Source organism: Bacillus sp. YBsi01, assembly GCF_038406745.1.
Classification (GTDB): Bacteria; Bacillota; Bacilli; order Bacillales; family Bacillaceae; genus Bacillus; species Bacillus siamensis.
The window spans coordinates 3,379,294-3,393,349 of record NZ_CP151679.1; the positions used below are offsets into that span (position 1 = coordinate 3,379,294).

The 14,056-nt window shown below is 48.7% G+C and carries 15 protein-coding genes; 13 read left to right on the forward strand and 2 right to left on the reverse strand.

The window, feature by feature from the left end:
• Nucleotides 1-41 precede the first annotated feature (41 nt).
• Nucleotides 42-437, forward strand: a complete 396-nt coding sequence (locus AADZ70_RS16995; RefSeq protein ID WP_016937238.1) for a 3-hydroxyacyl-ACP dehydratase FabZ family protein — start codon at nucleotides 42-44, stop codon at nucleotides 435-437.
• Between the two features lie 38 nt (nucleotides 438-475).
• Here AADZ70_RS16995 and AADZ70_RS17000 read toward each other — a convergent pair whose 3' ends face one another.
• Nucleotides 476-640, reverse strand: coding sequence for a hypothetical protein (locus AADZ70_RS17000; RefSeq protein ID WP_003156294.1), 165 nt, complete (start codon nucleotides 638-640; stop codon nucleotides 476-478).
• Nucleotides 641-767: 127 nt separating this feature from the next.
• On the opposite strand from AADZ70_RS17000, the gene AADZ70_RS17005 reads away from it, so the two are divergent.
• The 9 genes from AADZ70_RS17005 (at nucleotide 768) to AADZ70_RS17045 (ending at nucleotide 8,175) form a co-directional block, all read left to right on the forward strand.
• Entirely contained in the window at nucleotides 768-1,517 is a 750-nt protein-coding gene (locus tag AADZ70_RS17005) for a Cof-type HAD-IIB family hydrolase (protein ID WP_342007361.1), read from the forward strand.
• A gap of 200 nt (nucleotides 1,518-1,717) precedes the next feature.
• Nucleotides 1,718-2,482, forward strand: coding sequence for a 5-oxoprolinase subunit PxpA (locus AADZ70_RS17010; RefSeq protein ID WP_342007362.1), 765 nt, complete (start codon nucleotides 1,718-1,720; stop codon nucleotides 2,480-2,482).
• A gap of 22 nt (nucleotides 2,483-2,504) precedes the next feature.
• The gene (locus AADZ70_RS17015; RefSeq protein ID WP_342007363.1) at nucleotides 2,505-3,719 is read left to right on the forward strand and encodes an NRAMP family divalent metal transporter; all 1,215 of its coding nucleotides are present in this window, start codon (nucleotides 2,505-2,507) and stop codon (nucleotides 3,717-3,719) included.
• A 25-nt stretch (nucleotides 3,720-3,744) separates the two neighbouring features.
• Nucleotides 3,745-4,518 (forward strand): putative hydro-lyase, encoded by a 774-nt coding sequence (locus AADZ70_RS17020; RefSeq protein WP_342008070.1) that lies wholly within the window; start codon nucleotides 3,745-3,747, stop codon nucleotides 4,516-4,518.
• A 29-nt stretch (nucleotides 4,519-4,547) separates the two neighbouring features.
• Nucleotides 4,548-5,279 (forward strand): 5-oxoprolinase subunit PxpB, encoded by a 732-nt coding sequence (gene pxpB, locus AADZ70_RS17025; RefSeq protein ID WP_342007364.1) that lies wholly within the window; start codon nucleotides 4,548-4,550, stop codon nucleotides 5,277-5,279.
• A 2-nt stretch (nucleotides 5,280-5,281) separates the two neighbouring features.
• Entirely contained in the window at nucleotides 5,282-6,289 is a 1,008-nt protein-coding gene (locus AADZ70_RS17030) for a biotin-dependent carboxyltransferase family protein (protein ID WP_342008071.1), read from the forward strand.
• 18 nt (nucleotides 6,290-6,307) lie between these two features.
• Entirely contained in the window at nucleotides 6,308-7,057 is a 750-nt protein-coding gene (locus AADZ70_RS17035; RefSeq protein ID WP_342007365.1) for an IclR family transcriptional regulator, read from the forward strand.
• A 64-nt stretch (nucleotides 7,058-7,121) separates the two neighbouring features.
• Nucleotides 7,122-7,763: a GDSL-type esterase/lipase family protein gene (locus AADZ70_RS17040; RefSeq protein ID WP_342007366.1), complete on the forward strand. Its 642-nt coding sequence runs from the start codon at nucleotides 7,122-7,124 to the stop codon at nucleotides 7,761-7,763.
• 166 nt (nucleotides 7,764-7,929) lie between these two features.
• On the forward strand, nucleotides 7,930-8,175 hold the full coding sequence (locus AADZ70_RS17045) for a YczI family protein (RefSeq protein ID WP_047476264.1): 246 nt from the start codon (nucleotides 7,930-7,932) through the stop codon (nucleotides 8,173-8,175).
• Here the strand turns inward: AADZ70_RS17045 and AADZ70_RS17050 are convergent.
• Nucleotides 8,146-8,466 carry an antibiotic biosynthesis monooxygenase gene (locus AADZ70_RS17050; RefSeq protein ID WP_016937227.1) on the reverse strand — a complete coding sequence of 107 codons (321 nt, stop codon included), beginning with the start codon at nucleotides 8,464-8,466 and terminating at the stop codon, nucleotides 8,146-8,148. The two genes, AADZ70_RS17045 and AADZ70_RS17050, sit on opposite strands and share 30 nt — an antisense overlap.
• Nucleotides 8,467-8,621: 155 nt before the next feature.
• On the opposite strand from AADZ70_RS17050, the gene AADZ70_RS17055 reads away from it, so the two are divergent.
• The 3 genes from AADZ70_RS17055 (at nucleotide 8,622) to AADZ70_RS17065 (ending at nucleotide 14,024) form a co-directional block, all read left to right on the forward strand.
• A complete protein-coding gene (locus AADZ70_RS17055) occupies nucleotides 8,622-10,625 on the forward strand; it encodes a penicillin-binding transpeptidase domain-containing protein (RefSeq protein WP_342007367.1) in 2,004 nt (667 codons plus the stop codon).
• Nucleotides 10,626-10,739: 114 nt separating this feature from the next.
• Complete coding sequence (locus tag AADZ70_RS17060; RefSeq protein ID WP_049627901.1) at nucleotides 10,740-11,642, forward strand: aldo/keto reductase family oxidoreductase; 903 nt, start codon at nucleotides 10,740-10,742, stop codon at nucleotides 11,640-11,642.
• 297 nt (nucleotides 11,643-11,939) lie between these two features.
• Nucleotides 11,940-14,024: a transcription antiterminator gene (locus tag AADZ70_RS17065; RefSeq protein WP_327815897.1), complete on the forward strand. Its 2,085-nt coding sequence runs from the start codon at nucleotides 11,940-11,942 to the stop codon at nucleotides 14,022-14,024.
• Nucleotides 14,025-14,056: the final 32 nt, after the last annotated feature.

The window sequence follows — 14,056 nt, forward strand, 5'->3', positions numbered from 1 at the left end:
TTTTTTCTTCTGTTATAATGTTGGGGAAGGGAGGCTGTATGATGACTCAAAAGCTTTTACCCCACCGTTTTCCGTTTCTTTTGATTGACGGCACGACAAACAGCGAAGCCGGAAAATGGGCGGCCGCTTACAAAAACATCAGTGAAAATGACTGGTTTATAACCGAATCACAAAGAGAGATGCCGTTTTCACTCGTCATTGAAGCGATGGCCCAAACGGCGGCTTGCGCGGGAATTACCGGCGGTGACAGCCTCGGTCTTTTATCCGCGGTGAAGAAAGCGGAAAGATTAGGCGCCGCTTTGCCGGGAGACCGTCTGGATCTGCTGTTTGAAGTCACGCGAACAAGGCGCGGGTTTGTGTTCGGCCGGGCGAAAGCGTCCGTTGCCGGGAATCCGGTAGCGGAAGCTGAGATCAGCATATTTATCGCACCATCGTAAAAAAAGCCGCCTCCAGCGGCGGCTTTCGGACAAGTCTGTTATTTTGTATCATAATCTCTTTCACTCTGTGAATTGTCTCTTTGGTCGTGTTTGTGTTTTTCATCATTGGCGTTTTCCTTCAGCTCTTCCAGCGGAATCGGATCGGTTAAATCATGATGTTCAGGATTTTCATTCGGTTTGTTTTTCTGTTTTCTTTCTTTCATCCTCCATCACCTCAATATTTCTTTTCCTCAACGTTCTCCCCGCCAAACGTCAGGAGCGGTTTTTTGTTCCTGTGGGTCATATGTATTAAAATAGAGACGACTACATTATAAAAAGTGAGGTACATATATGCCGATACAAAGAGAAGACGCAGATATTAAACTGATCGCGATTGATATGGACGGAACCCTGCTCAATGACGAGCAGCTCATCCCGGATGAAAACCGGCGGGCGATCAAGGAAGCGGAGGCGAAAGGAATTCACGTCGTCATCAGCACCGGACGCACGCTGATGACATGCCGCGAACTGGCTGAGTCTCTCGAGCTGTCATCCTTTTTAATTACGGCAAACGGCAGCGAAATCTGGGATTCTAACTTTGAGCTGGTTGAGCGCAAGGTTCTTCATACCGATCATATTCAAAAATTATGGGATCTGAGAAATAAGCACAATACGAATTTCTGGGCCTCTACCGTCGATAAAGTATGGAGAGGGGAATTCCCGGAAACGATTACGGATCACCAGTGGCTCAAGTTCGGATTTGAAATCGAGGATGACGATGTGCGGAATGAGGTGCTGAAAGAGCTGAAAGAAAACAAGGAGCTCGAAGTCACAAACTCAAGTCCGATCAATATCGAAGTCAATGCCCTCGGCATCAATAAAGCGGCGGCGCTGGCGAAGGTATCGGAAAAACTCGGCTTTACGATGAAAAATGTGATGGCTATGGGTGACAGTCTGAATGACATTGCGATGATTGAAAAAGCGGGTGTCGGCGTCGCCATGGGAAATGCGCAGGATATCGTAAAAGAAACCGCTGACTGGGTGACTGATGTCAACACGGAAAACGGAGTCGCCAAAGCGATCCGCCACTGGGTATTATAATAGAAAAAAGAGAGCCTCTGGATGAGGCTCTCTTTTTTGTTTGTCACATTAGTGACTAGGTCCATGGTAGGTTTTCTGACAAAGGTATGTTCAAACGTGTCAGAATTGATATAATTGAGTGAAATCCAACAATTCGGAATAGTCGTTCCGAATAACGGAATGATAATCATATAAAACGCTTACAATACAGGAGGGAGCTTATGTTTCAGATTGACATCAATTGTGATTTAGGAGAAAGTTTCGGTGCATATAAGATCGGGATGGATGAAGAGATTTTGGATTATGTGACATCTGCAAACATCGCCTGCGGCTTTCATGCGGGTGATCCCAGCGTGATGCGCAAAACGGTTGCGCTTGCGGCGGAAAAGGGCGTGAAAATCGGCGCTCATCCCGGGCTGTTCGATCTTCAGGGATTCGGGCGGCGGCAGATCGCGATTACGCCCGAGGAAGCGTATGATCTGACACTGTACCAAATCGGCGCGCTGTCAGGTTTTTTAAAAGCAGAAGGTGTCGCGATGCAGCATGTAAAGCCGCACGGCGCTTTATATAATATGGCCGCCGTCAACCGCAGCCTGTCAGAGGCCATCGCTCAGGCGGTCTCTCATTTTGATCCCGGACTCATTCTTTTCGGGCTAGCCGGAAGCGAGCTGATTAAAGCGGGAGATCGAATCGGACTGCAGACGGCAAGCGAAGTGTTTGCAGACCGCACCTATCAGGAAGACGGCACGCTGACGCCGCGTTCACAGCCGGATGCGCTGATTCAGGATGACAAAAAAGCGGTCGGGCAAGTGATTCAAATGGTGAAAGACAACACGGTGACATCACGTAAAGGACAAGCTGTAAGCCTGAAAGCGGACACCGTCTGCATTCACGGAGACGGCGCCCACGCGCTGACATTCGCCAAAACAATCAGAAACGAATTAAAAGCGGCTGACATTCAAATCAGTGCGCTTTCAAAAGACTGAGCAGCAGAGGGAGGAAGACAGCATGGAGAAAAAGAAAAAAACAGCCGGAAAGGCTTCGGGCAAATGGTCGCTGCTTTTAGGCGCGACATTTCTGATGGCGACATCATCAATCGGGCCCGGCTTTCTGACGCAGACGGCCACGTTTACCAATACATTGGCGGCAAGCTTCGGCTTTATCATTTTAATCTCTATTATTTTGGACATTTTCGCGCAAACCAATGTATGGCGGATTATCGCGGTTTCCGGAAAGCGCGGCCAAGAGATTGCAAATATGGTGCTTCCGGGCGCCGGTTATGCCATTGCTTTTCTGGTGGTGCTCGGCGGACTGGCGTTTAATATCGGAAACATCGGCGGCGCGGGTCTCGGCCTTCAAGTATTATTCGGAATCAAACCGGAGATCGGCGCTTTAATCAGCGCTGCGATTGCGGTTTTGATTTTCGTCATAAAGGAAGCCGGAAAAGTCATGGACCGTTTTATGCAGATCGCCGGAATTGTCATGATCGTATTGACGGTGTATGTTGCCGTAACGACGGCTCCGCCGGTCGGACACGCCGTTGTGAAAACTTTTATGCCTGATCATATCAGTGTGCTGGCGATCGTGACGCTTGTCGGCGGCACGGTCGGCGGATACATTACATTTGCCGGCGGCCACCGTTTGCTTGATTCAGGCATTCAAGGGAAGGAAGTCATTCCTCAAGTCACGAAAAGCTCTGTCACAGGCGTATTGATTACATCTGTTATGCGGATTGCCCTGTTTCTCGCCGTTCTCGGCGTCGTCTCAAAGGGCCTGCGCATTGATCCTGATAATCCCGCGGCTTCTGTGTTCAAGCTTGCGGCGGGAAATGTCGGCTATAAAATTTTTGGTGTCATCATGTGGTCTGCGGCTATTACGTCTGTCATCGGCGCCGCATATACGTCAGTGTCTTTCTTCAAATCGTTCTCGGCAAAAATCGAAAAGCATTCGAACGGCGTAATTATAGCTTTTATCATCGTATCCACTCTCATTTTTGTCACGATCGGCCAGCCTGCCAAAATTCTGGTCGCGGTCGGTTCGCTTAACGGTTTAATTCTGCCGCTTGCATTAGCGATGATTTTGTTGGGCGCTTATAAGAAAAAAGTCGTCGGCGACTACAAGCATCCGATCTGGCTGACGATCGCCGGGGCAATCGTAGTCGTTGTCATGGCGATTATGGGCATCTATACATTATTCTCGCAAATGCCGCAGCTATGGGGCTGATGACATGAAAAAACATATGAGTGACATGAGTCCCGAAGAAGTCAGGCAGCTTATCAGAAAAGGGCGGATGACCGGACCGACGGCGGGGTTGGCCGCTTCTTACGCACAAGCCAATCTCGTCGTTTTGCAAAAGGATCTTGCCTTTGATTTTCTCTTATTCTGCCAGCGCAATCAAAAGCCTTGTCCGGTGCTTGACGTGACGGATGCAGGTTCACCCGTTCCGGCAATAGCGGCGCCGGGAGCTGATATCCGGACGGACTTTCCGAAATACAGAATCTATCGGCATGGCGTGCTTACTGAAGAGGTAACGGATCTCACGCCATATTGGAAGGAAGATTTTGTCGGCTTTTTGATCGGCTGCAGTTTTTCATTCGAGCAAGCCCTTATCAATCAGCACATTCCAATCAGGCATATTGATGAAGGCGTGAACGTTCCCATGTATAAAACAAATATTGACTGTGTTCCGGCGGGCCCGTTTTCAGGAAAGATGGTCGTCAGCATGAGGCCGATTCCGGAAAGACTGGCAGTCCGCGCGGCACAAGTCACGTCACGTTTTCCCGCTGTGCACGGCGCCCCCGTCCGCATCGGGAATCCGAAAAGCATCGGCATCAGCGATCTGAATCAGCCGGACTTCGGAGATGCCGTAACGGTGCAAGAAGGCGAAGTTCCCGTATTCTGGGCGTGCGGCGTTACACCGCAGGCGGTGATCATGGAAACAAAGCCCGATATCGTGATAACCCATTCACCTGGGCACATGCTGATCACTGATATACGGAACGAATCGCTTGCTGTTCTGTAAGTGAGAAAGAAAACAACGAGGTGATGACAATGAAGCAGTATAGCGGCAATACAGCGCTTGATATACAGCCGCACGGTGATTCCGCCGTTATCATCCGCTTTGGCGGGCACATCAGCGAAGAAGTCAACAGCCGGGTTCATGCGGCGGCCGCCTGTATTGAAGAACGGCCGTTTCCGGGCTTCGTTGAATGTATTCCGGCATTCACAAGCTTAACGATCTTTTATGATGTGTATGCCGTCTCACAAATAAAAAAAGGCGTCTCTCCTTTTGCTTTGGTCAAGAAAGAAGTGACAGAACGCCTCAGCCATATAAAGGCCGGCCGGCAGGAAGAGCGCCGGGTGATGGAAATCCCCGTTTGCTACGGCGGTGATTTCGGTCCTGATTTAGAAGACGTCGCTGAGATGAACAATGTGACGCCGGAAGACGTCATCCGCATTCATACCGAAGGCGAATATCTCGTTTATATGCTCGGATTTGCGCCGGGATTTCCGTTTTTAGGAGGAATGTCTGAGCGGATCAGAGCGCCGAGAAAGGCGTCGCCAAGGCCGTCGATCCCGGCCGGTTCAGTAGGAATCGCAGGGATGCAGACCGGTGTGTATCCGATATCCACCCCCGGCGGCTGGCAGCTGATCGGCAGCACTCCGCTTCGGCTTTTCAGGCCTGAAGAACAACCGCCGAGCCTGTTGAGAGCGGGCGATACTGTGAAATTCGTCCGGATCTCAGCGGAAGAATACAGCCGCACCAAGGAGGGAGCCGAATGAGCATGAAAGTGATGAAGCCCGGTCTTCTGACGACGATTCAGGATACGGGCCGAACAGGGTATCAGAAATACGGCGTACTGGGCAGCGGCGCAATGGATACAATTTCTCTGCGCATCGCCAATCTTCTTGCCGGAAATAAAGAAACAGAGGCGGGGCTGGAAATTACGCTCATGGGACCCGGGCCTTCCTTTGAGTTTTCAGAACCGGCGGTCATTGCCGTCACGGGGGCCGATTTCGCCTTTCATATTAATGGAGAACCGGCTCCTCTGTGGAAACCGATTTTGATAAAGGAAACAAGCGTCGTCTCATTCGGGCCGTGCAAAATGGGGAGCCGCGCTTATCTTGCCGTTGCGGGGGGATTTGACGTGCCCGCCGTCATGGAAAGCAAAAGCACGTATGTCAGAGCGGGGATCGGAGGCTTTTGCGGAAGAGCGCTGCAAAAAGATGATGAACTGCCGCTCGGCGGTATGACGCAGTGCTCGGAAGGGATCGCTGCCCGTCTGAGCGAATCTCCCGGGCAGCATGGTTTCTCAGCGCCTGATTGGTCTGTCAGCAGCAGAGGATTTCTGCCGCTGAAAAGAAATCCGGTCATTCGCGTGCTTGAAGGCGCTCAATTTCATGCGTTTACAGAAGAAGCAAAACGGCGTTTTTACCAAGAATCGTATACGGTCACGCCGCAATCCGACCGAATGGGCTACCGCCTGAAGGGCGCCCCGCTTGAATTGCGGGAGCCGCTTGAAATGGTATCTGAGGCTGTGACATTCGGGACGGTGCAGGTGCCGCCGGACGGCAATCCGATTATACTGCTGGCTGACAGACAGACGACGGGGGGCTACCCGCGAATGGCGCATATCATATCCGCCGATCTTCCTCTTGCCGCCCAAACGATGCCGGGGGAACATATCACGTTCGCTGCTGTTTCGCTGGAGGAGGCGGAAATGCTGCTGTTGGAGAAGGAACAGCAGCTGAAGGAGCTGAAAGCAAGACTCAAAATGGAATGGCTGATCTGACAAAGGGGATGAAAGGTCATGGAAAACAAAAACAAAACCGTCATCAAATCAATGGAGCTGCTTCATATATTCCTGACCGAACCGAGCCTGAGCTTAAATGAGCTGGTTTCTCTATCGGAAATGCCGAAGACCTCGGTTCACCGGATGGCAAGTTCACTGGAGGAAATGGGATTTCTCACCCGGACAGCGGACGGACGTTATCAGCTTGGTCTGATCTTTTTACAATTCGGCCAGCTCGTCTCTGCCCGTCTGGACATCAGGAAAATAGCCAAGCCAGTGATGGAAAAGCTGTGCGGTGAAGTGGATGAGGCCGTTCAGCTGATTATGAGGGACGGCGATGAAGCCATTTACGTCGATAAAATTGAGGGAACGCAAACCGTACGGCTGTATACTGCAATCGGCCGCCGGTCGCCGCTGTATGCGGGAGCGTGCGCCAGAAGCATTTTATCGTTTCTGCCGCGAGAGGAGATTGACACATACATTCAGAAAACAAAGCTTGCCGCAATCGCTTCAGGCACGATGACGAATCCGGCTGAACTGCTTCAATCCATTGAAACGTCAATACAATCAGGATATACGATCAGCTATTCGGAATTAGAGGATTACACGGCGGCGATCGGGGCGCCGATTTTCAATCACGAAGGTAAGGTGGCTGCGGGAATCAGCATCGCCGGCTTTGAAGCCAGATTTTCAGAGGACAGGCTGCCGTACTTAACCGAAAAAGTCAAAAACGCCGCTCGGCATATTTCTGAGAAATTGGGTTATTGACCGAGCCAATTTTTCTTCACTCGCGTACATTACAATATCGATAGTAACGAGTGGAGGAAAGAAAATGGGACTTGTTTATACGGCGCTTGGGGATTCTTTGACGACGGGAAGGGGATCCGGCCCGTTTTCCGCCGGTTTTGTTCAGCGGTTCGGACGTATGATGGCAGAAGATTTACAGACAAAAACCGACGTATCCATCTTTGCCAAATCTGGCCTTGAGACGGGAGAAATTCTCGGGCTTATGTCCTGGCCGTACATTCAGAGGCGGCTTCAGGCTGCTGATATGATTACCATTACAGGCTGCGGCAACGATTTGATCGATTCGGTTCGGGAATATCAGCAAACATCTGACGCTTCGGTGTTCACCAGTGTGTCCAGTCACTGTCACGAGAACTTTGAAAAGATGATAGCCAAGATCACAGCCTTAAAAGGGCCGCATCCGTCTCCTTATGAGATCCGCGTCTTCAATTTATACAACCCTTTCCCGGGTATTTCCATTGCAGAGAAATGGATATCTTCTTATAATGCGCACCTCAGCACACTCGCATCGGCGCCGCACGTCAAAATCGCCGATGTCCACAGCGCTTTCAAAGGTAAGCTGAACGAATATCTCTCTCATGACCGCGTACACCCCAACGGCAGAGGATATGAAGTCATGGCATGCGTTCTCAGAGGACTCGGATACGGAAGCCTCGCCCGCTCATAAACCGCGCGCTCCTTTTCATCGGGAGCGCGCTTTTTGTTCTCCTTAAAACAAACTTAAAATTGTCCGACTTTCGTTCTATCCGCGTAAAAAGTACGCTAGAATAATGGGGGATAAAGACAGAAATAGAATTGTGTTCAAAAAATGCTAACAGAAAGGATGGATTTTTTTGCTGCGCGTTTTAAAACTGTCACTCGCGATGCTGATTATTATACTTGCTGCTGCCGCATTTACGTATGCAGAACATACATCTGTCATACAGCCGATTATGCTCGTGTTTCTCGGTGCGGTCATGTTCATTCAGGGGCTGGAAGAAAAACGGAAAGAAAACGACGGCTCCGGGAAATTCAATATATATACCGCCGTTTTTGTATGGTCGATCTCTTTAATCGGTTTTACGCTTCACGTAATCTGAGTTTGATAGATCCTGAAAATGCTCTACAACGGGAAATGGTGAATAAAAACGGTGCAGTAAGGCTTTCCATTCCTGATATTTCGGCGATCCGCGAAAGCCTTTTGTATGATCCTCTAATGTTTCCCATTCCACCAGCAGCAAATATTTATGCGTTTCCTCCATACATTTGGACAAGGAATGGGACAGATAACCTTTCATCCCCGCTATAATCGGCTCCGCCCGGCGAAATGCCGCTTCGAATTCTCCTTCAAGACCTTCTTTTACATGCAGCATGGCTGCTTCTCTGATCATTCGGAACTCCCCCTTTTATTAATAGATACATTGTATAAAAATATGGACAAAAATAGCTGAAAAACATAAAAATTTAAAACACTATAAATAAAAAATCCTTGCAAGCCTCATTTGGTTTAGGAGAAAATAACAATTGGAAGGCAGGGGAATAGACAGTGAAAAAAGGATTATACCTATTACTTTTACTCGCAGGAATCATAGGTTTAATCGGCTGCTCGAAATCGGAGTCAGCCGAAGACAGAATGAAAGATTTCGTAAAAGACTGGAATGGCGGTCATTACGATAAAATGTACCAAAGCCTCACCCAGGATGAAAAGAAAAAACTATCCAAAAAGGATTTTGTAAAACGATATGAAACCATTTATGAACAAGCAGGGGTCAAAAATCTGAAAGTCACTGCCGAAAAACAGGACGAAGACGATAAGAAAAAAGATGACCTTCAGCACATCGATTATAAAGTCAGCATGGATACAAAAGCAGGGAAGGTCGCCTTTGACAACACGGCCGTCCTGAAAAAAGAAAAAACAGACGATGGAGAATCATGGAACATCGACTGGAATCCTTCTTTTATTTTCAAACAGCTTTCCGATGACAAAACCGTGCAGATCGCAAATGAAGAACCGAAGCGCGGGCAAATCTACGACAAAAACGGCAAAGGCCTGGCCGTGAATACGGAGGTGCCGGAAATCGGCATTATCCCTGGAAAACTCGGCAAGGATAAAGACAGCGTGATCAAAAAACTGTCTGAAAAACTGGACCTTTCTGAAGACGATATCAAAAGCAAGCTGAATCAGGGCTGGGTAAAAGATGACTCCTATGTTCCGATTCAAAAAATCAGACCGGATGATGAAAGCAAGGTCAAAAGCCTGCTCGCATTAGATGGCGTGACGAAAACGAAAGTCAGCTCCCGCTACTATCCGTACGGTGAAAAAGCGGCCCATCTGACCGGATATATTAAAACAATCACAGCGGAGCAACTGAAAAAAGCGAAGGAAGGCCAATACAGCGACACCTCCAAAATCGGCACCGCCGGCCTTGAAAATGTATACGAAGACAAGCTGCGCGGCACGACCGGCTGGAAAATTTACGTCCCGCAAACGGGAGAGGTCATTGCTGAAAAGAAAGCCGAAAACGGGCAGGATATTCATGTAACGATTGATATGAAAACGCAGACGAAGCTGTATGATTCCATGAAAGATGACAGCGGAGCGGCAGTCGCCCTTGAACCGCAAACGGGAGAGACCCTCGCGCTTGTCAGCGCACCGTCTTATGACCCGAACGGCTTTATTTTCGGCTGGAGCGGCAAAGAATGGAAAAAGCTGAATGAAAATAAAGACAATCCGTTTTCAGCGAAATTCAACAAGCTGTATGCACCGGGATCAACGATTAAACCGATTGCCGCGGCAGTCGGCCTGACAAACGGCACATTGAAAGCGTCGGAAAAGAAAAAAATCACCGGAAAAGAGTGGCAGAAAGATTCAAGCTGGGGCGGTTACCACGTCACACGCGTATCAGAGCGCCTGAATGAAGTGGATCTCGAAAACGCGCTGATTACATCGGACAACATCTACTTTGCGCAAAATGCCATAGACGCCGGAGCGGACGCGTTTACAAAAGGATTAAAAACATTTGGCTTTGACGAAGACATTCCGTACCAATTCCCGATTGAAAAGTCGTCAATCGCAAATGGCAAGCTTGATTCCGAGATTCTTCTCGGGGATACGGGCTACGGCCAAGGACAGATGCTGATGTCTCCGCTGCACTTAGCGGCTGATTATACCGCATTTGTAACAGACGGAAATCTCGTCAAACCAACATTAATCAAAGACGGAGAAAAAACACCGCAAATCTGGCATAAGCAAGTGGTATCCAAAGCCAATGCCGAAGAAATCACAAAAGGGCTGAGAGGCGTCGTTGAAGATCCGCGCGGCTCTGCATATCAGCCGGCCGTAAGCGGCATTACTGTAGCCGGAAAAACCGGCACAGCCGAGCTGAAAACGTCAAAAGAAGATAAAGACGGCAAAGAAAACGGCTGGTTTGTCGGCTACGATTATAAAAAGAAAGACCTCTTGATCGCGATGATGATTCAAGACGTCAAAAAACGCGGCGGAAGCCATTACGTCGTTGAAAAAGCGAAAAAGCAGTTTCAGAATCATTAAATGACGATTTTTGCGGGCTGAAAGGAAAATCAGCCGCCGAAGCAGAATGAAACAGCATGGGCAATTCCTGAAAACAGAGAGACAAGGGCTCACTAAGAAAAAGGGGGATTTCACATGCAGCGTATTCAAATGGCTGAAGACCTGGAATTTTCAAGAGTGATACACGGACTTTGGCGCCTGAACGAATGGAATTATTCGGACACAGAGCTGCTGGATCTGATTGAATGGTGTATCAGCCAAGGCATTACCACCTTCGACCATGCCGATATATACGGCAGTTATACATGTGAAAAGCTGTTCGGCGGTGCTTTGTCCCTTTCACCTTCGATAAGGGAGCAAATCGAAATCGTCACAAAATGCGGGATCGTCATTGAGTCACCGGAACGGCCCGGCAACAAGCCGCACCATTATAATACGTCGAAATCTCACATCTTAGCGTCGGCTGAGCAGTCGCTCTTGAATCTGAATACGGATTATCTCGATGTGCTGCTCATTCACAGACCCGACCCGCTTATGGACCCGGAAGCTGTGGCTGAAGCGTTTCATGCGCTGAAAAGCTCGGGCAAGGTCAGATATTTTGGAGTGTCAAACTTTAAAGCGCACCAGTACAGAATGCTCGAATCCTATTTGGACGATCCGCTCATCACGAACCAAATTGAAATTTCTGCTTACGAGCTGGAAAATATTCATGACGGCACGCTGGATTTCTGTCAGGAAAAACGCATCCCGCCGATGGCGTGGTCACCGCTTGCGGGCGGAAGCGTTTTTACAGGCCAATCAGATAAGGACGTCCGGATCCGCGCGGCGCTTCGTTCCGTACAGGAAGAAATCGGCGCTGCGTCCATTGACGAAGTCATGTACGCATGGCTGTTCACCCATCCGGCGGACATCATGCCGATTGTCGGCAGCGGAAAACAGAGCCGCATTTCCGCCGCGGTGCGTGCATCAGCTAACACACTCAGCCATGATCAATGGTTTCGGGTTTATACAAGTGTCCAAGGTTATGATATTCCATAAACAAAACGCCCGGAAGGTATCTTCCCGGGCGTTTGTTTATGTGGTGTGCAATGTCTAAAAACAAGTAAGGTCACTTTGAAGTATAGCCGTTCAGATGAAAGGAACCAAGCGTCATGGGCATATTATCTGACACATTTTTCTTATTCAATACTGTCACACGGACCAGTGCCAAATTGCCATTAGAAAATGGTTGAATAATCATTGAAAGCGTTTTATATTTTTAATTACAACACTTTCCCCGGAAGCACCCCCCATGTGCCGCATCCCCCACAACTAGAAAATCTGGAGGCGCGTTTCATGTATATGACAGCGAGAGAACAAAAATTAATGAAACATCTTTTACTGCAGAACCGGTACGAAACAGTGCATGAACTGGCGGAAGCTTTACAAGTCAGCACAAGAACCGTTCACCGCGAATTAAAAACAATCAAACCGCTGATGGAATCATTCGGTCTGGCACTTGATAAACAGCCCGGCAAAGGACTGAAAGCGGTGGGAAACCCGGAGGATAAACAGAAACTCCTGTCAGACCTGTCCTATGAACAGCAAGAATACAGCGCTGAGGAGCGGAAACTTTTAATCCTATGTTCACTATTAGAGTCCCAAGATCCGATCAAGCTCTACAGTCTGGCGAACGAACTCCAAGTGACAAACGCGACGATCAGTTATGATCTTGATGAGCTGGAGACTTGGATTGCGCCCTTCGGCTTGACGCTGATCCGAAAAAGAGGTTTCGGCATTCAGCTGACGGGACCGGAAAATGCGAAACGGAAAATCGTCGGCAATCTCATGGTCAACCGCCTTGATATTCAAAGCTTTTTGGAAGCGGTTGAATTGAATATTAAAGGAAAACCCGACGCTGCTGATAAAATGTTCGGCGTCGTAAATAAAGCGGAACTTTTGAAAATGGACCGGCTCTTGATTCAGCTCAAGGAAAAAATTTCGATCGCCTTATCTGACAGCTCCTATATGGCGCTGGCGGTTCATTTAACCTTTGCGATGGAGCGGATCAGACTCGGAGAAACCATCACGATGGAGGCTTCTGAACTAAAAGCGCTGCAGCAGACGAAGGAATACGGCTCCGCGCTCGAAATGGCAAAAGAGCTTGAAAAAGCCTTCGGCGTTTCGATACCGGAGGCTGAGATCGGCTATATCACCATCCATTTACGGAGCGCCAACCGCCAATACAAAACCGAATTCAAGCCCGAGAACATTGAAGTTGAAACGGCTTTGCAAACAAAGCAGCTGATCGGCTTCATTTCAGAAAAAATTAAAATAGATCTGAGGGAAAACGGCTCTTTATACGACGGTTTAATCGCTCATCTCGAGCCAGCCATCAACCGGGTAAAAGAGAGTATCGACATGTACAACCCGATGACTCAGCAAATTAAACGCGACTACTTCCTGCTGTATATGGCCGTAGAAGAAGGAATGGAAAAATTCTTTCCGGGGCTTCATTTCCCTGATGATGAGATCGCTTTCATCGTTCTGCACTTCGGCTCCGCCCTGGAAATCAAACGGGAAGAAGCGAAAATCAAAGCGCTGATCGTCTGTTCAAGCGGCATCGGGTCGTCCAAAATGCTCGCATCCAGACTGAAAAAAGAGCTCCCGGAAATCCGTTCCTTTGATATGTCTTCCCTTATTGAACTGAAGGACCGTGATACCGCCGCATACGACATGATTGTGTCCACTGTGCCGATCCCGTATGAAAACATTGATTATGTCATGGTCAGTCCGCTTTTAAATGAAGAAGACGCCGATCAGGTCAAGCAGTACATCAAAAGAAAGATTCCGCTGATTCTTGACAAGAAAAGAAACGGCAGAAGAGAAGAGAACCAGCCGGAGACGCCTGATATGCTGGAAGCGGCCGGGCGTATAGCGCATTATGCGGCGGTTATCCAAAGCGTGCTGCGGAACTTTTCGATCAAATCCATTGATTCAAACATGGCGTATGAGCTGTTTTTGAACCGTATGTTTGCCATGCTGGAGGAAGAAGGATTGGTTCATCATGCCCGAAAAATCGCACAGCGCCTTGCAGAGCGTGAAGAACAGGGCGGGCTCGGCATTCCGGGAACGGCAATGGCGCTGTACCATCTCAAAAATGAAGATATTGTCACACCTTTTTTCAAAATTTATGATTTGACAGCTCCATGCAGTGTCAAAGGCATGGACGGAAATTCCCTGACCGTCAGCCGCGCTTTAGTGATGATGGCGCCGGCTGATATGCCCGCTGAAGGGTCGGAAATATTAAGTGCGGTCAGCTCGGCCATCATTGAGTCCGAAGCCAGTATAAAAGCCTTCCAGACTGAGGATGAAGCTGATTTATACAAACGTTTAAACAGGCTGTTTTATCATTTCATTCAGGAGAAAGGACAGCGCTGAACAGATGGCGCACACCTCATATGGGGTGTGTT